The sequence below is a fragment of the Streptomyces sp. NPDC102402 genome (assembly GCF_044765765.1).
Classification (GTDB): domain Bacteria; phylum Actinomycetota; class Actinomycetes; order Streptomycetales; family Streptomycetaceae; genus Streptomyces.
Map to the genome: position 1 here is coordinate 1 of NZ_JBIWKR010000004.1, position 17,208 is coordinate 17,208.

Here is a 17,208-nt window from a genome sequence, read left to right on the forward strand (position 1 = left end):
GTGCGCGCGGTCTCCTCCGGAGACACGACGCGACGGCCCTACGGGCCGTCAGGTTGCGGGGAGCTTCGCTCCCCTGGTGGGGCCTTCGGCCCTGAGGCTTCGTCACCTTCGGTGTCGAAGCGGACCCGAAGGGGCGGCCTTCGGCCTTCCCTTCTTGGGTCTGAACTACGGGCGCTACGCGCTTTTTTGGGGGCCTTCGGTCCTTGGTGGTCCATCATCTTCGATGATGGAGTCGGGCCTTCGGCCCGATGATTCGGCCTTCGGCCGAATGGCTGGCTACGGCTCGGGGTGGTCCGGGCGGTCGGGATCCCGCGGGCTCACGTCCCCACCTCATGGACTAGACCACTTTGGGTCATGGATCCAGCCGGCTTGAGCCGAGCACGACCCGGCTCCCTGACAGAGAAACCCCACCAGAGCCTTATCCATCATTCCTGAAAGCCCATCAAAAAAGATGCCCCGACCCACAACCTGGAAATTCACTCTCTACAAATAATTGACACTCAGTAGATTTCAGTCCGTCCTTCTGGCGAGAAAATCAAAGGGCGAAGACCGCCGCCGGCGTGTGATGGTTCAACAGCCGTGAGCTGTCCGACCGCGACGGAACGTACGCCTCGACTCAAGGGGCGTCGCCTGGATCGAAAAATGGGAAGGGCCTGCGGGGAAGACAGGTGGGAACACCGGGCCGGCAGGCCCCTCCGGCGGGCTCCCACGGCGTGGTCCAAGACGACGCCGTCTCAGCCGTCACACCCACCAGCCAGGAACGCATCAACGATCATCCGACAAGCCAGGCCCGCCAGGCCTCCACGCTCCCCTACAGCCGAACCAGGCTGCAGCCGGACCAGACATCCTCCAACACCCGGCCCCAGCCCCGCGCGAAAGAAAACACACCCACACCCCTACCCGGCAAACCACACACAACTCTCCCGCAGCAGCTGAGCAACCGCGGACGATACCGAGGCCGACGAGGCAAAGACACCCACGAACTACACACCCACCAACCCCTCAAAGCAGACACCCCCCTCCCACCCTGAACCCCAGACACACCCTGACAAACAGTCAGGCGTGCTCACCAGTCCAATCGCCTTCCCGGTCATGGAAAAAAACTCTCCCATGCGAATTCAGCCAATAGCAGTGCAGCAAGAAAGAAGAATTCAGCTCCGCTCGCGAACCTTGAGACCTCTATGCGGATTTCGCATCTCGTATTCGTTGCCCTCGGTCAGAACTGATGCCGCCGCCCCTCCCAGTTCACGGAAACCACAGTCGCGCAGCGTGGATCATGACCAGGCGCGGCGGGCGGTTACCGGGCGTATCGCTGTCATCGGGCAGGTGCGGACTGCTGGCAGCGCGTGGGCACGGCCGGCACGGCCGGAGCCGCTCCCCACTTCGGCGCCGTGGTCGTGGTGGTGGAGCGGGCGCGGGGCTGCGGTCAGGAAGACGCGGGGGCCGGTCACGGGGGTGCCGTCGGCGGGCGGGGAGGTCAGGGCGGCGAGCGTCGCAGCGACCAGGCGGCCGCTGACCTCGGAGACGGGCCCCTGCCTCCAGACGGGGCTGTCGATCAGGGTGCTCAGCCGGGCGCGCCGGTCCGCATCGCCATCCGCGCTGTTGGCGGTGTGGACCATACGGTAGGCGAGCAGGGGCCAAACCCGCTGGCGGGCGATCACCGGAGCCCACCTAGTCCCACTCGACCGGGCCGGGGCCCGGTTCGAGAACAGCATCCTGGTCGAACGCACCGAGAGCCACGCAGCCTGAGGAAGAATGCCCAGATGACCGTCTCCGACACCTACGGCACGAACTCCTACACAGCCAAGGAGTTGGCCGGCCTGCTCACCGACCGACTCGACGTGACCTTCACCGAACGCGAGAGCGACTACCTCGGCGTCTACTTCCTGGCCACCCTCGCCGACACGACCCGCGTCCAGGTCCAGCCGACCGCCATTCCCGGCGACGACGGGGAAGACGATCTCTACGACGACGAGCACCCCGACGTGTCGGTACTCCTGCTCGTCACCTCGTCGACCGCCGCCAAGCTCCTCAATGACGAACTCTCGGCGCCCGGAGGACTCACCAGGCTCCGATCAAATCGAAGCTGAGCAACTGCCGATCCACAAGTCTTGGCTACGGGGCGGGGGTGTAGGCGACGATGCTGTCCTCGCAGGGGCCCTCGGCGAACGCCTTCAGCGCCTCGAGCTCCGCGGCATCGGCGGCCAGCTGCCAGCGGAGCTTGGTGGACACCCACTCCCCCACGTACCGGCACTGCGCCTCCGGCGCCGGCGGGATCCACTCGGCCGGGTCCTGATCCGACTTCTGACGGTTCGTGCGAGCGGTCACCGCGACCAGCGACGTCGCCGCTCCCTGGTCGTTCGCGTACGCCTCACGCCGGGCCGCGGTCCAGGCCGAGGCACCGACTGGCGGGGAGCGTCATTCCAGAGGTGCGGTATTCGGGGCTGCCCATGGGTCGTCGTACACGTGGCCGTTGTCGGGGGAGGCGGATTCGTGCTGCTTTGCCCGGGGTCCTCGTTCCTCCTCCCGCTGGGTGGCTACATCGGGGATGGCGGTAATGGCTTCCGTGAAGCGACCTTGGCGGATCAGCAGTTCGGCCAGGTCGGTTGCGGCCCTTTTGCCGGGCAGTGAGTGCAGGAGGGTGATGGCCTCCTCGACGCGCGCGTCCTGGGCGAGCAGCCACGCGATGGTCACTTCGCGGTCCTCGACCTCATCGGTCGGTAGAGCCTCGATCTCCGCGATCGCTTCCCGGGCGCGTCCCGCCTCTCCCATCAGCCACCACCGGTTGGAGCGGAGCCAGTACGCCTCGTTCTCCGCGAGGAACTCGGGGCTGCGTCCCTGCGTGAGTCCGATCGCCTTGTCGTGTTGAGCCTGATCAGCAAGGAGGATCAGGGCCCCCTGGAGGAGGTTGCTGTCGTAGAGGTCGTCGAACGTGTGCTCTACCGCCTTGATGGCGTCGTCGAACCTGCCCTGGCGAATGAGTAGTTCCATCAGCATGCTCTCGTACCAGCCTGGAAGCCCGGCCGCGATCAGGCCGCGTAGGTACGCCTCCGCCTCTTCGGTTCGCCCCAGGCTCTCCAGGGCCCTCACGTATGGATGTACAGCGGAGTGCCTGTGGGTGTCGGCAAGCTTGCCGAGCTCCTCGATCCGGCCGCATCGGGCCAGCAGCTCAGCGTAGAACTCGACGGTGTTCAGCACCCCGTACCGGCGGGCGGCCACGTCCGCGCCGAGCAGCTGGATTGCCTGGTCCGTCCGTCCTGCGCGCTCCAGGACCCGGGCCTGTGCGGGCAGGACGGCCCACAGGGCGCGGAGGTCGTCCTGCTCCGGGTCACGCCGGAAGTCCTCGGCGATCGGATCCAGCAGCTCCAACACCCGCTCGTCACATCCGAGGCCGGCGGTCATCTCCACCAAGGCATCCAGCGCCCGCGGGTCGCGTAGGTGTGGGCCGAGTACACCGATCGCATCGTCCAGTTGCCCAGCACGCACGAGCATCTCGGCGTAGTCCCGCCAAGTGTCGAACGCATGCTCCTGCGGCTCCGCGGGGCGTGCCAGTTCCAGCGCCTGGTCGACGCGGCCCCACCGCCACAGGACGTCGGCGCCCGTCCGCACCGCCGGCTGCCATCCGGTAGCTGCGAAGGGCTCCACCACCGCCCAGGCCTGCCCGAACTCCCCTGCCGCGCACAGTCCCCGCACCGCACCCGCGACGCAGAACCAGTCCTCGCGCACCCGTGTCGCCTCCACCAGGGCCTCCAGGCCGCCGCGTTCGAGGATCTCGTCCACGAGCCGCGGCGGGACACCGCCGTGGTTGCTCAACTGCCACCGAAGATCATCTACATTCACGAGGACACGCTAGGGCACGTCACTGACACCACCTGGTGCGGGAACCTCGCTCTGCTGTGGCCCTCCGTCGAGTGCGGCTCGGCGAGAATCTGCTTCCCGGGTGGCCTGTCGGCCGACTGGCTCGCCTCGGCGGGCTTCAAGGTAGGCGGTCCAGTCGGTGGCGGCGCGTCGGCGCCATTGCTGGGCAGTGATGACGTGGAGGCCAAGCATGGGGGCGAGGATCGCGGGCGGCAGGTCCTGGGCGAGTTGGACCAGTGCGGTGGTGCGGGCCGGACGAACGGGGATGTGGTGAGCGGTCAGGCGCCGGGCAAGAACGGTGGACGAGAGGTGTCGGCCGGGCCGGGTGCCGGGGAAGAGCCATCGGCGTGGGATGTTCGCGGCCCAGCCGCCGGGCAACTCCTGCCGGGTGAGCTTGGTGAGAAGGAGGGCGAGGGGTTCGGGCAGCCGGATGGGGGTGCGGTCCAGGATGAGGACGGTGTGACCGTCGACGGTGGCCAGCGCGTCGGCGGGCAAGGCGGCAATGCGGGTGACGTGCTGGCCAAACAGGAGTAGGACGGTTCCGGCGGCGCGGACCTCCAGGGGCAACGCGGTGTCGGTGAGGCACTGCTGGAGGAGCTCCCAGTGGGAGTCCTCATCGAGGCCCTCGGGGTCGGCCTTCGGGCGGTGGGGGACGAGCAGGTCGCGGCTGTGGCCGCGGCGGGCGGCCCAGACCACGAAGTCGCGGACCTCGTAGTGGGTGCCGGGGCCGCTGGCGAGCCATGCATCGACCTCGTGCTGGGTGACGTCGGCGAGTGCCAGACCCCGCTCCCGCATGGCGGTAAGGAACGCGGCGGCCAGGTTGATCCGGGTGTAGGCCCAGCGAATGCGGTGCTTGAGGCCGGCCCGACGGTGCGCGCGCCCTGCGCGCCCGGGGCAGCAGTGACCAGCGGACGTAGGGGCGAAGGAGCAGGGCGTGTTCGGGACGGCGCTCCACGACCCGGGCAAGGTGGCGCTCGATCCGGGCGGGAAGCTCGTCGCGTTCGGGCAGGGCCTGATAGGCGACGAGGACCTCGCGCAGGTAGTCGATGGTCTGTGCGTCGCCGCGTGTCCCGCTGCGGGCCAGCGTCTCCAGGTCGTCGTGGGTCAGCGGCCGTCCGGTGAAGGCGAGGCCGGCCAGGAGCCGGCCGGAGTAGGAGTTGCGGATCCAGTTCAGCGCCGTCCGCGGTTGATCGCACTCGGCGAGCGCCGTGCGCATCCGTGCGTACTGGCCGTCCGGTGCTTCGGCCGCCGGGCCGAGAACGGCGTCGAGTTCGTCCTGGAGGGTGCAGCGGTCGCACAGCCCTCGGACCGTGTAGGAACGCGGGCTCGCGCACCGCGGGCACGCGTACGGGTCGCCGTGGCCCGTGCACGGGCCGCAGACCCGGCGGCGGCCGTCCGTGAAGGCGATCAGCACCCGCTCGTTTTGGCAGACCGGGCATGTGCCGGGGTGAGTGCGGGCCTCGCGGTAGCAGGGCTTGCAGACCGGGCCGAGCGGCCAACGCGCGCAGACGGGAGCATTCGTCTCGCACAACGCGCACCGGGCGGGTGGGCGCGGTCGGCAACTCGTACACGGGTCCAGGGCCGCTGGCTTGCCGCACGTCGAGCACGACCTGGTGGCGGAGATGTGGGCGCGCTGGCAGCTCGCGCACCGCTGGTTGGAGGGCCGGGGCCGGGTCTCTCCGCACACGCAGCAGGGACCGGTGTTGCCGCGGGCGGCGAGCACGCCCTCGCACCCGAGGCAGACCCGCCCGCCCGGCACCGCCCGTCGCAGCGGCCGCACACGTCCACAGCGCAGGCAGGACGGCGCCTTCACCCCGGTGATTCCGGCACCCGCAAGGGACGTGATCAGTGCCTGGGTCGAACGCGGCGCGTCGGAGGCCCCGCTGACCAGGGCATCGGGATGCAGGCGAAGGTGGTCGCGGATCCGGGTCCGGGCGGCCGGTGTCATGCCGGCGACGATCCGGGCCGCCTCCGGGGCCGGTAGCTCGGGGAGGAACGCGGTGATGCGGCCGGCGAGTTCCGTCCACTCCGGTGGCGGGGCCGACCGGCCGGTCACAGGCCGTCCGGGCGCCGGACGTGCACCCGCCTCGCTGGCGGGGCGACGGCCGAACCGTCCGTGTCGCCCGACGCTGTAGGTTTCGCGACCTGCCGGCGGACCTCCCGGATCTGGATGAGATCCGCTGGCGAGCAGTCCAGGATCCCGCACAGCGCGGCGAGCGTGTCCATCGACAGCCGCTGCGGTGGCTGCGTGACCAGCCGGAACACCTGCTCGCGCGACAGGTGAACTCCGTACTCCGCGAGCAGCGGCACCAGGTCCGTCGTCTGGTACATGTCCCGCCCGGCCATCAGCCGGCGCAGGTTCCACTCGAATCCCATCCTCTTCATCACCGCGACCCCAGTCCCTTTCCACCCGCGCGCTCCGTCCGACGCCGCAGCGACTCCTCCAGCAGCCGGTTGCGGTACTCGTCCGACACCCACGTGTACAACGCCGTCGTCGACGCATAGGCGTGGCCGACCTGCTCCTGGACGAACCGCTCCGGGTAGCCGAACTCGATCAGGTGCGTGATGTACGTGTGCCGTAGGCAGTGCAGGTCCAGCTCCGGCGGCAGGGCAGCGTGCTCGCGGACGATCGTGAACACCTCGTCCAGACGCCGCACTCCAAGCCGCCCACACCGTTCGGTCACCCACAGCGCTGGGTGCCCGCCCGGTGAGAAGCCGGGCCGGACTTCGTCCACCCACTCCTCAAGCACCGAGACGATCCAGTCGGCCTCCGGCACGGTGAGTACTGTCCGGCGCTTGGGCGGGCTGCCGCGAGAGGCCTTGCCGAACCGCACCTCCAGTGCGCCGAACCGGCCGTAGTCCTTCGCCCGCGGGTTGTGCCGCAGATCCGACAGGTCCAGCATTGACGTCTCACGGCGCCTGGTGCCGTACGCGTAGACCTGCTTGAGCATCACCGCGTCGCGCCACGCGGCCAGCACGCCCTTGCGGCGCCGCTTGCGCTTTTGCTCGACCCGGTCGTCGGCGGCGTCGAAGAGCGCCTGCAACTCGTCGTAGGTCAACGCCCGCCGGCCGGGCCGGCCCTCGAACTCGGCGACGTGGTCGGCGGTGTTCCAGCCGTGGCAGACCTGTACCGGGAACTGCCCGAACGCCTCCTCGCAGGCCTTGGCCCAGCCGTAGCGGCCGTCAGTGATAAACGCGCAGAACATCTGCAGGTCGCCCTGCTGCCCGCGAACCGTGGAGTGGGCCAACGGCGGGTCCAGCGACAGTTGGTGCGAGAAGTAGGCATCCACGTCCTCCGGCGTCCACTCCCATGGATACGTCGCGGTGAACAGTGCGAACCGGCGCACCAGGCTCAGCCAGTCATCGATCGTCTTCCTGGCCAGCAGCCGGCTCTGTTGCTGTTGCTCCCAGCCCCGCAGCATCGCCCCGAACATCGCCGGGCCCGGATCCAACGCCCGCACATTTCCTGGCACGACCAGCTGAATCGCACCCGGCACATCGATAGTCCGCACGGCCACCCCCACGGTTGCACTCGATGCAACATCGTGGCTTTTACTGTCCATCACACGAGGCCAGACGCCTCGGCGTCACCTGAACGAGCTACTGCCCGCAGGTCTTCGACCAGGTCAGGACCGTGCCCAGCTGGCCCCACTTTGATGCACCCGAAGCAACTCCGCCTATTTGGAGTCCCATGCCTCTGCGAGCGGAACCATGTGGTGGATGTCCAGGGCGCCGGGGTCGGTGACCTCCTGGCCGTCGTAGTACGACAGCCAGCTGCCGCCGGTCAGCTTGCACCCGGAAGCCACGGTCGGCGCCGTGGTCCCTTCCGTGAGCAGGCCCTCGTTACGGGTGTTGCACCCATCGGCCAGATCCCCGGAGTTCCAGTGCTTGAAGGACGAACGGGTTTACCCGGTGCGGTCCTCATCGACGACCGTGACCAGGCCGACGGCGTCGGCGAGCGTGGTCACCTCAGCAGCCCGAAGGCCCTGAGGAGCCTGGGCGGCCTGTGCCGGAGCGGAAACGACCAGCGGAACGAGAGCGAGGGAGAGCGCGCCGAAGCCGCGCAACAAGTTCTTGATCACCCCCGCGTTCTACCGGCCGTGCCACTCCTGCGGGTTGCCCGGGAGCGATCTCTCACCCGCACGGGCGTCGACATTCACCGCAGGAACGATTCGCGGTCCCACTCGCCGGGGCCCCGCGAAACATCAGAACCGCGGGCGCTCCGGCTCAACAAGGACGGCTCCATCAAAGGTGCTTGTGAGGCCGGTCGCGCTTTGCGCGCCCCCCGCCCGGGCGGTTTGGCCTCCAGAGCAGGTCAAGGCAGGTGGAGGGCCTGTGACACTCGGATCGCTGCGGAGGGAATGACCTGGCCATCGGGGGCGGGAGCCGTCCGCATGCCTTCCGTCGACCAAGGGAGAAGCGTGGCGAACGAGCTGAAGTACGGGGACAAGGTCCACCTGCAGAACGGCTACAACAGCTGGGCGGGCGGATACCTGGACACCAACGGCCACAGCACCGACGGCGGGGCGAAGTACGCGGTGTCCACAGCGGACTCGCCCACGCGGGGCCAGGGCACGGGAACCTGGGAGGTCCTCTCCGCCGCCGGCAAGGCCGTGGGTGTCAACGTGGTCAGCGGGGACCTGGTCTACCTGCGGAACCTGTACGGCGGCGACGGCGGCTACCTCGACACCAACGGGCACGCGAGCGCCGACCAGAAGAACGTCGGCGGCAAGTACAACGTCGCGACGTCCAAGGACCAGGACCGCGCCCCCGGCACCGGCCGCTGGCGCCTTTTCGCCCAGGCGTCCGCTCCCGGTGACCAGCAGGTCCGCACCGGCGACGTGATCCACCTGTGGAACACCTACGGCGACAACGGCGGCTTCCTGGAGACGAACGGAGGCGGACCTTCCGGCGGGAAGTACGACGTGTGCACCAACGCCTACTACAACCGGGCCCAGAACGTCGCGGACTGGAAACTCCACCGCGCGTAACCCGGCACCGGCGCCGCACACCACCTGCCGCCCATCCGACACCACACCGCGCCCGCCCCGGCCCTCACCGACCAGGGCGGGTGCGGTCCGTTCAGCAGGAAGGCCCCGCCGCGCGGTGACACCACGGCTGAGCCCACCGCGTTACGACGAAGACCCCGGACTTCGGCTTCGCGCCCGAACCCGGGCGTTGCGGTCGGCGGTCGCGCGGCGTTGCAGGGCGGCATCGGAGGCACACGTCCAGTCTGCGGCCGCGGCTTTCTCCTGAGAGGGCGTTACTGATGAGGGATGTGGATGCCGGCCGCGCGCAGGTTCCTTTCGACCAGGGCGTTCAACCGGGCGATGGAGGGCCCCTGGTCTTCCCGGTGGTGGTTGACCAGTCCGTACCGGGCGGCGGCGTCTGACTGGCTCTGAAACCCGGTCGGCATCGTCTGCAGCGCACGGTTGGTCAGCAGATTGGCGGCCACCTCGGAGGCGAGCCCGTCGATCCGTGGGTCGTCGGGATCCCAGGATCTGGCGTCCCAGCTGCGCTTGGTCAGCGCGATGAACTCGGGGTCGCCGAGCGAGTGCTCGAGGTGTGTCAGGAAGCTGTCGAAGATCTCCGGAATCAGTGCCCGGGCCAGCACCAGTCCCTCGCGTTGCACGGCCATGTAGTCGGTGCTGAAGCCGAGCTGGGTGAGTCGGTCCAAGATCGCGCAGGCCCGGTCGGGCAGCAGGGCCCGGTCGCTGTGGTCGAGCCGGTGCAGCGTGTCGCGGCGTGCGGTCAGGTCCTCGATCCGTTCGGTGAGTCGGCGATGGACGTCGTCCAGGGCAGCGGCGAACCGCTCGGGATCGGCGTCGAGCAGGTCGCCGATCTCGGCGAGCGGTACGCCGGCCCCGGCCAGGGTCCTGACCTGGATCAGCCGGAGCAGGTCGGCCGACCCGTACCGCCGGTAGCCGGAACCGTCACGGTCCGGCTCGGCGACCAGGCCGAGCCGGTGATAGTGCCGCACCGTCTTGATCGTGACGCTGACGAACGCCGCCGCCTGACCGATCGTGAGCCCGTTCGTCATCGGTTCAGCACACCTCCAGATCGTGGCCGGCCGCGGTCTCGGGGGGCGGGTTGCAGGCGATCACAGGGGCGAGGGTAGCGCGCAATGACCGGTGCCGGTCAGCCCATGGTCGCGATGGAGGTTGACCTTGACCTTGGGTCAGGGTGCACGCTCATCGCAAGGCCGCCTCGAAGGGGCCGGTAGCCGCCAGGCCAACTGTCGCGAGATTGAGGAATGACCATGAGCGAGTCCCTCCACACCACAGAGAACTCCGCTGCCGGACAGGATCGCCCGGAGCTGCAGAAGGCCATCCAGGAGATCGTGGATTCCGGTATTGCCGGGGTGTCGCTGCGCGTGAACGATGAGCGGGGCGAGTGGGTCGGCAGTGCGGGGGTGGCCGAGCTAGACGAGGTTGCCAAGCCGCCGGTCAACGGGTACGTCCGGATCGGTAGCAACACCAAGACCTTCACCGCGACCCTGGTGCTGCAACTGGTGGCCGAAGGCAAGATCGAACTGGACACTGCGGCGGCCGACTACCTCCCCGAGTTCGGGCTTGATCAGCGGATAACGGTGCGGATGCTGTTGCAGCACACCAGCGGGGTGTTCAACTTCACCGGCGAGCTCTTCGAGGACGGGGCGGTCGTAGCAGGGATCCCCTCCACCATCTCGGGCCAGGAGTGGGTGGACAACCGGTTCAAGACCTACCCGCCGGAAGAGCTGGTACGGCTGGCGTTGTCCAAGCCGGCCCGATTCGAGCCGGGGACGGACTGGAGCTACTCCAACACCAACTACGTTCTGGCCAGGCTGCTGATCGAGAAGGTCACCGGCCGCTCGTGTGCCGAGGAGACGCAGGAGCGGATCCTGGGGCCGCTCGGAATGTCGGACACCGTGACGCCGTACACCTCGCCGGAGATCCCCGAGCCGCACGCCCATGCCTACTACCGGTACGAGGAAGCCGGGCAGCAGAAGACGGTCGACATCACCCGCCAGAACCCCTCCTGGATCTCCGCCGGCGGAGACATGATCTCCACCACCCAGGACCTCCACACCTTCATCTCCGCACTGGCGGGCGGCAAGCTCCTGCCGGCCGGGCTGCTGGCCGAGATGCGCACGCCGCATCCCAAGAGCGGCTTCGGCCTGGGGCTGCGCGTGCAGGACACGGGCCCCAACGGCGGCACCCTCCTCTTCCACAACGGCGGCACCGCGGGCCACGCGGCGCTGATGTACAGCACGACCGACGGCAGCAAGACTCTCACCGCCTCGCTCAACTATGTGGACGACGCCTCGATGTCCCTGGCCGGGGCGTTCCTGAAGGCGATGGAGAGGCTCGTCAATGAGGTGTTCGGCGGCGAACAGGCCGGCTCGGCTGACGAGGTGGCCGAGCCGACGCAGCCGATGGACTAGGTGTTCTCCCCACAGAGGTTCGTGACGCGGCATTCTGATTGGCGCCCATTGGCATTCGTGGAGTTGGGAGCTGGGCGCCGGCGGGTGCTCCGTCGCTCGCGGCTTCCCGCGAAGTGCTCTCGCAGCACTTCCTTGGTCGCGGTTCAGCTGATTGTCCGCCTTCCACCCGGGTACTGGCTCGGTCGGCCACGGCAGGGTCCGGGCGAACTGATCACGCTCTTCCCGCCGGAGGGCTGCCCAGCCGACTGGCTGGGCAGCCCTCTGTCACATGGACCGGCTGGCGCCCGGCTCGAACCGGTGGACTGCCGCACCCGCCGGGCTTGAAGCCGGCCGGGTGTGGCGGCACAAGGGTGTGCGGGACGGCAGGGCCCGTAGTGAGGGTCAGGGGCAGGTGACCAGGACGATGGAGAGTGCGTTGCAGGTGACGGCGAATGACGCCGCCTCGATGGCAAGCGGCCGCCCATACCGGGCCTGGATGGCCGTCGGGCCTGCCGTGACGCAGCAGGAGGCTCTCACCGATCTTGGGTTTAAGGGGGCGTCGCAGCACCGTCTGTTCTAGGTGGTGAGTAGATCACGTGGACGCTCGGCTGGGGTATCCTAGCCGAGCGTCTTGCGTGGGCGGCCGTTGAGTTCCTGGGCGACGTGTTCAAGGTCTTCGGGACTGTGGACGCTCAGGTCGGTGCCCTTCGGGAAGTACTGCCGCAGCAGCTCGTTCGTGTTCTCGCTCGAGCCGCGCTGCCAGGGCGAGGCGGGGTCGCAGAAGTAGAGAGCCGGGCAAGGAAACGCTCCCTCAGCCTCGCAACATCATCGCGTCCAACGACCACGGCCCTCGCAACTCCCACAGATCGCGGGTGTTGCGAGGATCGTTAGAACCCAAGCATTAGATCCTCCAGTGGTCGTATCGCCACGGTAGCCGTCGTCGGGGCGCCGGAGGTGGGGGTCTCGCAGCCGGAGCAGGGCTGCCCGCGGTCTAGCCGTCGGCCTGGTCACCGGTCCCTCCGCGCCGAGGTGACCTTGTCGCCGAGTTCAGGGCATCGCCTCCGCACACCACTGGCGCACAGGCGGCGCGAACGCTCATCTCCGGCCGTGATTGAGCCAATGGGCGATGTCGGCGATGACGGCGGGGTCGACGTGCTGTGGAGTGCCGTATTCGGCGGGGGTGGATGGTCCTGCGCCGGGGAAGAACAGGTGGTTGTCGGCTCCGTAGACCCGGATGTCGGCTTCCGGGCGGCCGGCCAGGCCCGTCCGCCATCGCACGAGGTCGTTGGCGACGGTGACCTGGTAGTCGCGTCCTCCTTGGAGGATGAGCATCGGCTTGCTGAGTTTGGCTGCGATCGCGACCGGGTCGTAGTCACGCAGTTCGAGCCAGTACGGCGCGGACAGGCCGAACGGCAGATCCGCTGCGGGGGTCGAAGGCGTGAGCTCCGCACTGTCGACCAGGGCAGCCTGCCGCTGGAAGGTCTCGATGACCGCGGGTGGGACCTGGTCGGGGAGCACGGTGGCGAGGTAGCTGACGACGCGGACAGCGGCGTGGTGCATAGGCTGCGTGTCACCGGCCATGATCACCAGGCCCGCCACCGTGGGTGCGGCGACGGCGACGGCGGGGGCGACCTTGCCACCCATGCTGTGGCCGAGGACGAAGACCCGCTCGGGGTCCACCGAGCGGTGGCTACGCAGCAGGCCGACCGCGTCGACGGCATGCGGCACGTATTCCTGCGTCATCGTCAGGTTCGATGCCGCGGCAGCCTCGGGGTGTGCGTAGGTCGCCTTGTCAAAGCGCAGCACCGTTGCCCCGCGGCTGGCGAGCCCCCAGGCCAGGTCCTTGAGCGGTTTGTTCGGCCCGCTGGTCTCGTCGCGGTCGAACGGTCCACCACCGGCGAGCAGCACCACGCCGGGGCCGGGAGCCTGCCCGCGGGGGACGCTCACCGTGCCTGACACCGCGAGTGGGCCGGTGCCGACGGTGACCCCGTGCTCGCTCAAGCGGCCGGGCTCGGCATAGGCCGGTGGCATCCAAGCGAGTTCTGAGCCGGCCGTGGCCTCTGTCGCAGCGCCGTCGGGCATCCCATCACAACCTTTCTCAATGAATGCGAAAGGTAGCATGATGTGAGATCATTGCGGGATGGATTCCTTCGAACTCTTGGCCCATCCGGTGCGGTTGCGAGTGGTTCATGCGATGCGCGGCGGCAGGGAGCTGACCACTGCCGACCTGTGCGACCGCATCCGGGACGTCTCGAAGGCCACGGTCTACCGGCACGTCGACCTGCTCGCAGCCGGCGGAGTCCTGGAAGTCGCCCTGGAGCGGCGCGTGCGCGGCGCCGTCGAGCGCCGCTACCGGCTGCGCCGCGACCGCGCGGGGATCAATACGGACACGGTCAATTCGCTCTCGCTCGACGACCATCGCAGTGCATTCGCCGCCGCTCTGGCGGTCCTGACTGCCGAATTCACCGCGTATCTAGACCGCGACACGGCCGACCCGGTAGCCGACCTGGTCGGCTACCGGCAGCATGCCGTCTGGCTCAGCCCTGGGGAACTGCACGGGATGATCGACGGAATGCGGGAGGCTATCGCCCCCCACATGGCCAACGAGCCATCACCCGAGCGCACGCAGTACCTGATCAGCCCGATCCTCTTCCCCGTCGAAGCGCCACCGACGGAGACCGGCACCGATAACACCGCCGGGGGCAGCCGGAGCCCGGGGCCCGGCATCTGAGCCAGGTCGACAACTGCCCCCGTGCCCGGATTGCTCCGACGCCCAAGCCGCACGACCCATCGATGCGGCACGCGTGCAACGACCGGACCAGCCTACGTGTGGTCCCGCACGATGATCTTTCCGGTGTTCTTGCCGTGCAACATGCCCAGGAATGCGTCCACGATGTGCTCGAACCCGTCCACCACCGTCTGGTCCAGCGCTAGCGGGCCGCTCTGCAGATGGGGAACCGCGAACTCGAACAGCTCGTCCTGCAGGTCGCGGTAGTTGCTGACCAGGAAGCCCTCCATGCAGAGGCTCTTCTCCACGATGTCCGAGTAGTTGAAGTGCGGCGGGAGCGCGTCCGGGGTGTTGCAGCGGCTGATGGTGCGATCCGGACGACGCGCCCGAACTCACGCAGTGCGCCCACCGCAGCGGCCAGTTGTTCGCCGCATGCTCGCCCCCGTCCACGTACCCGGCTTCGGTTCAGCCGTCGCCGAGCACACGATGCTCGCCACCAGCAGCAAGCTCTCCTCGGACCAGATCGACTCCCTGAAGGCCGTCGCCGCCTACGAAGAGGCCGCCGAACGCGTCGGACAGGCCAACGGCCAGCTCACCGATGCCGACATCGACCACCTGCGCACCACCTGGTCCGAAGCCCTACCCCACCTCCCCACCACCACCGCCCCCTGACCCCGGTCCGCCCTTGGCGTCGCCGTCTGCCAGGTCGGGCATGAGTGCGGGCCAGCAGCCGGTGGTGGCTGCGGGCCCGCACCGGGGAACTGAGTGGGCGGGTCAGCTGCCCGTGAGATTGGCAGTTGCCACGCCCAAGAACCGGTCATGGGCGGCGCGTGCGGCTGTAACCACCGGCGTTCACGACTCGCCGAACCGCGGAACGTCGGCGTCGGTGGCGTCGATACGGAGAGCTGGTACCAGGTACGTATTCCGAGGCTGCGGTATTCGTAGGTCAGCGGGGACGAATCACGAACGTAGACGTGTATGCGACGCGAGGCGGACCAAGCTGGCGCCCCGGGGCTGTCCCGCCGATAACGGCCCTGGTTAGGCCGGGAGATGCCGGGTGTGGACGGCGGCCCGGGGTGGGGGTGCCGAATGTCGTTTGCGCGGCGGCAGGGTCGTGTCTAGCGTTACCGGCATGCGCCAGTAAGCCTGAAGTCCCTCATGCCACAGCCGTTCGTCGGCCCCTTCGCGATGTCCGACACCGGCATCTGCAGGCCCGGACTGCATGGATCGGCATGTCTGGTGCCAGGCAGGGCGCTCTCACCGTTCTTGATGACGAGCTCCTTCAGCGAACGTTCTCGACCCCTCCGAACCGGTACGGGCGTCGTCGCTGCCGTGCGCTTGAGATGGCGGTCTCCCATCACTTCGAGAGAACTGTGGAAGTACACCCCTGTTCGAAGAGCTGTCGTCACTCAACGCCCGTCCCGCCGTCTACTCGCAGGTCACGACCCCGGACCTGTGGACCGACGCCCACATCTCCGCGCGCATGCTCGCCGCGCACCTGGACCCGCGCGTCGACCTCTCTTCCTACCGGGAGGAGTACCTCGAAAAGGTCGTCGCCTGGATCATCAGCCGCTTCGATGTCCGGGCGGGTCTACGCGTCGCCGATTTCGGGTGCGGCCCGGGCCTCTACACCACCCGCCTCGCCAGCACCGGGGCGGACGTCACCGGGCTGGATCTGTCCTCGCGCTCGCTCGATCACGCCAGGTCACTCGCCCGCACGGAGGAACTGTCCGTCCGCTACCTGAAGCAGGACTACCTTTCGTATCAGGACGACGCACGGTACGACCTGATCATCATGGTGATGCGCGACTACTGCGCGCTGACCCCGGACGGGCGACGTGCCCTCCTGCGCACGGTCCGCGCACATCTCGACAGCGGTGGCTCCTTCGTCTTCGACGTCGACTCGAAGTCCGCGCTGGCCGACGTGCGCGAGCAGGCGACCTACGCGCCGTCCCTCATGGACGGATTCTGGTCCGACCAGCCCTACTTCGGCTTCCATCTGAAAGACACCCGCCATGTCGGACGTGAGCTTCCTCTGCGGATCGAGCGGAGGAAGTCACGTCCGACGTGGAACACCTTGCCACCGAAAGGAGTGTCCGCAGCCAGTCTTCTCAGAGGCGAAGCAAATGGCTCACGGACGGCGGGCGGACGTCTAGTCCATCGGTGCGGAGAAGATGAGCCGGGTTTCCGTGTTGCGGTATCCGGCGCGGGTGAACGCCGCTGCCATCGGTTGGTTGCCGAGGTCCGTCGTGGCGGTGATGCGTTCGGCACCGTCCGCGGCCTGGAAGCGGGTGATGGCCGCGAGGATCTCGGACACGTAGCCGCGGCCGCGCAGTTCGGGGACGACGCCGAGATAGCCGACGTTGCGGTTGTACGGGGTGGCCGACGGGATCGCGAGGCCGGCCAGGGTGCCGTCCGGAGTGTGCGCGAGACGCCACCATTCCCGCTTGCCGGGCCGGTCGAGGTAGAACTGCAGGCTCTCGCGTGCGGTGGCCTCACGGCCATTGGCCGCCTCGCCCTCCAGGGTGTGGGCGTCGAGTGTGCCCTCCGCCACTCGCAGCATCGCAGCGAGGAAGACGTCGTCGTCGGGTTCCGGGGAGAACACGAGTCGCTCGGGTTCGGCGGGCAGCGGCGCCTCGGGTGTCCACTCGAATTGCAGGCGTTCCACCTCAACTGTCAGTCCGGCCCGGCGGGCGGCTTCCTGGCGCCAGGTCACGGCGGCGATGTATTCAGGATCGTCCCGCCACGCGCCGGGCAGTCGCATGAGGTTGTACAGCGGCGGGGCCTGGGCGTCCACCTCGCGGAAAGCCCGATGCCCTGCGTCCAGGAGCGTGGCGCCCAGGGCGGCCCTCTCGGCACTGGGTACGTCGTCGGCTATCGCGAGGCAGTCGAGTGCGACCGGGTGGGCGCTGTCGCTCTGCCCCCACCACAGGGCACGGGCCAGCACGCGGCCGTCGGGGCTCCAGGCGGCCCAGGTCCACTCCGGACGGTACTGCTGCCGGGCGGCCTCCTCCCGGTAGGCGTCGGCAGGCAGGCGCCACACTGGTTCACGAGAGGTGAGGGCAAGAACTTGATCGAGCTCCGAGACGGAGTCCGAGACGGCGGACAAGCGAGGAGCAGTGCTGCTAGGAGAGGTCATTCACACAGCTTTCAGGCGTGAGGGCACCGGTCGGCGACGCGTTGGCGGGGCAACCGATGGTTTGGGGGGACGGCCGGGGCG

Annotated in this window: 13 protein-coding genes and 5 pseudogenes; 6 read left to right on the forward strand and 12 right to left on the reverse strand. The window is 68.5% G+C overall.

The features are described 5' to 3' along the window. Positions 1-1,274 precede the first annotated feature (1,274 nt). Positions 1,275-1,661 carry a hypothetical protein gene (locus tag ACIRJR_RS13775; RefSeq protein ID WP_403778758.1) on the reverse strand — a complete coding sequence of 129 codons (387 nt, stop codon included), beginning with the start codon at positions 1,659-1,661 and terminating at the stop codon, positions 1,275-1,277. Between the two features lie 102 nt (positions 1,662-1,763). On the opposite strand from ACIRJR_RS13775, the gene ACIRJR_RS13780 reads away from it, so the two are divergent. After that, a complete protein-coding gene (locus ACIRJR_RS13780; protein ID WP_403778761.1) occupies positions 1,764-2,090 on the forward strand; it encodes a hypothetical protein in 327 nt (108 codons plus the stop codon). A gap of 25 nt (positions 2,091-2,115) precedes the next feature. Here the strand turns inward: ACIRJR_RS13780 and ACIRJR_RS13785 are convergent. The 6 genes and pseudogenes from ACIRJR_RS13785 to ACIRJR_RS13810 all read right to left on the reverse strand — a co-directional run. Continuing rightward, positions 2,116-2,403, reverse strand: a pseudogene (locus ACIRJR_RS13785) (HNH endonuclease); the annotation flags it as partial. Between the two features lie 15 nt (positions 2,404-2,418). Beyond that, on the reverse strand, positions 2,419-3,840 hold the full coding sequence (locus ACIRJR_RS13790; protein ID WP_403778764.1) for a hypothetical protein: 1,422 nt from the start codon (positions 3,838-3,840) through the stop codon (positions 2,419-2,421). Positions 3,841-3,849: 9 nt separating this feature from the next. Then, the gene (locus ACIRJR_RS13795; RefSeq protein ID WP_403778767.1) at positions 3,850-4,653 is read right to left on the reverse strand and encodes a hypothetical protein; all 804 of its coding nucleotides are present in this window, start codon (positions 4,651-4,653) and stop codon (positions 3,850-3,852) included. 1,257 nt (positions 4,654-5,910) lie between these two features. Then, complete coding sequence (locus ACIRJR_RS13800; protein ID WP_403778770.1) at positions 5,911-6,246, reverse strand: helix-turn-helix domain-containing protein; 336 nt, start codon at positions 6,244-6,246, stop codon at positions 5,911-5,913. Next, a complete protein-coding gene (locus tag ACIRJR_RS13805; protein WP_403778773.1) occupies positions 6,243-7,382 on the reverse strand; it encodes a tyrosine-type recombinase/integrase in 1,140 nt (379 codons plus the stop codon). The genes ACIRJR_RS13800 and ACIRJR_RS13805 overlap by 4 nt, the downstream gene beginning before the upstream one ends. A 159-nt stretch (positions 7,383-7,541) precedes the next feature. After that, positions 7,542-7,940, reverse strand: a pseudogene (locus ACIRJR_RS13810) (HNH endonuclease); the annotation flags it as partial. A 339-nt stretch (positions 7,941-8,279) separates the two neighbouring features. On the opposite strand from ACIRJR_RS13810, the gene ACIRJR_RS13815 reads away from it, so the two are divergent. Then, positions 8,280-8,849 (forward strand): hypothetical protein, encoded by a 570-nt coding sequence (locus ACIRJR_RS13815; RefSeq protein WP_403778776.1) that lies wholly within the window; start codon positions 8,280-8,282, stop codon positions 8,847-8,849. 272 nt (positions 8,850-9,121) lie between these two features. Here ACIRJR_RS13815 and ACIRJR_RS13820 read toward each other — a convergent pair whose 3' ends face one another. After that, positions 9,122-9,898 (reverse strand): MerR family transcriptional regulator, encoded by a 777-nt coding sequence (locus tag ACIRJR_RS13820; RefSeq protein ID WP_403778779.1) that lies wholly within the window; start codon positions 9,896-9,898, stop codon positions 9,122-9,124. A gap of 219 nt (positions 9,899-10,117) precedes the next feature. On the opposite strand from ACIRJR_RS13820, the gene ACIRJR_RS13825 reads away from it, so the two are divergent. Beyond that, on the forward strand, positions 10,118-11,281 hold the full coding sequence (locus ACIRJR_RS13825) for a serine hydrolase domain-containing protein (protein WP_403778782.1): 1,164 nt from the start codon (positions 10,118-10,120) through the stop codon (positions 11,279-11,281). A 597-nt stretch (positions 11,282-11,878) separates the two neighbouring features. Here ACIRJR_RS13825 and ACIRJR_RS13830 read toward each other — a convergent pair. Then, positions 11,879-12,049, reverse strand: a pseudogene (locus tag ACIRJR_RS13830) (IS30 family transposase); the annotation flags it as partial. Between the two features lie 306 nt (positions 12,050-12,355). Next, positions 12,356-13,261 carry an alpha/beta hydrolase family protein gene (locus ACIRJR_RS13835; protein ID WP_403778785.1) on the reverse strand — a complete coding sequence of 302 codons (906 nt, stop codon included), beginning with the start codon at positions 13,259-13,261 and terminating at the stop codon, positions 12,356-12,358. 139 nt (positions 13,262-13,400) lie between these two features. On the opposite strand from ACIRJR_RS13835, the gene ACIRJR_RS13840 reads away from it, so the two are divergent. Continuing rightward, complete coding sequence (locus tag ACIRJR_RS13840) at positions 13,401-13,991, forward strand: helix-turn-helix domain-containing protein (RefSeq protein ID WP_403778788.1); 591 nt, start codon at positions 13,401-13,403, stop codon at positions 13,989-13,991. A 92-nt stretch (positions 13,992-14,083) separates the two neighbouring features. Here the strand turns inward: ACIRJR_RS13840 and ACIRJR_RS13845 are convergent. Continuing rightward, positions 14,084-14,418, reverse strand: a pseudogene (locus ACIRJR_RS13845) (NADP-dependent oxidoreductase); the annotation flags it as partial. Between the two features lie 2 nt (positions 14,419-14,420). On the opposite strand from ACIRJR_RS13845, the gene ACIRJR_RS13850 reads away from it, so the two are divergent. Next, positions 14,421-14,660 carry a hypothetical protein gene (locus tag ACIRJR_RS13850; RefSeq protein WP_403778791.1) on the forward strand — a complete coding sequence of 80 codons (240 nt, stop codon included), beginning with the start codon at positions 14,421-14,423 and terminating at the stop codon, positions 14,658-14,660. Positions 14,661-15,471: 811 nt separating this feature from the next. Beyond that, a pseudogene (locus ACIRJR_RS13855) lies at positions 15,472-15,909 on the forward strand (SAM-dependent methyltransferase); the annotation flags it as partial. Between the two features lie 231 nt (positions 15,910-16,140). On the opposite strand, the gene ACIRJR_RS13860 reads toward ACIRJR_RS13855, so the two are convergent. Next, a complete protein-coding gene (locus ACIRJR_RS13860; RefSeq protein WP_403778794.1) occupies positions 16,141-17,031 on the reverse strand; it encodes a GNAT family N-acetyltransferase in 891 nt (296 codons plus the stop codon). Positions 17,032-17,208 lie beyond the last annotated feature (177 nt).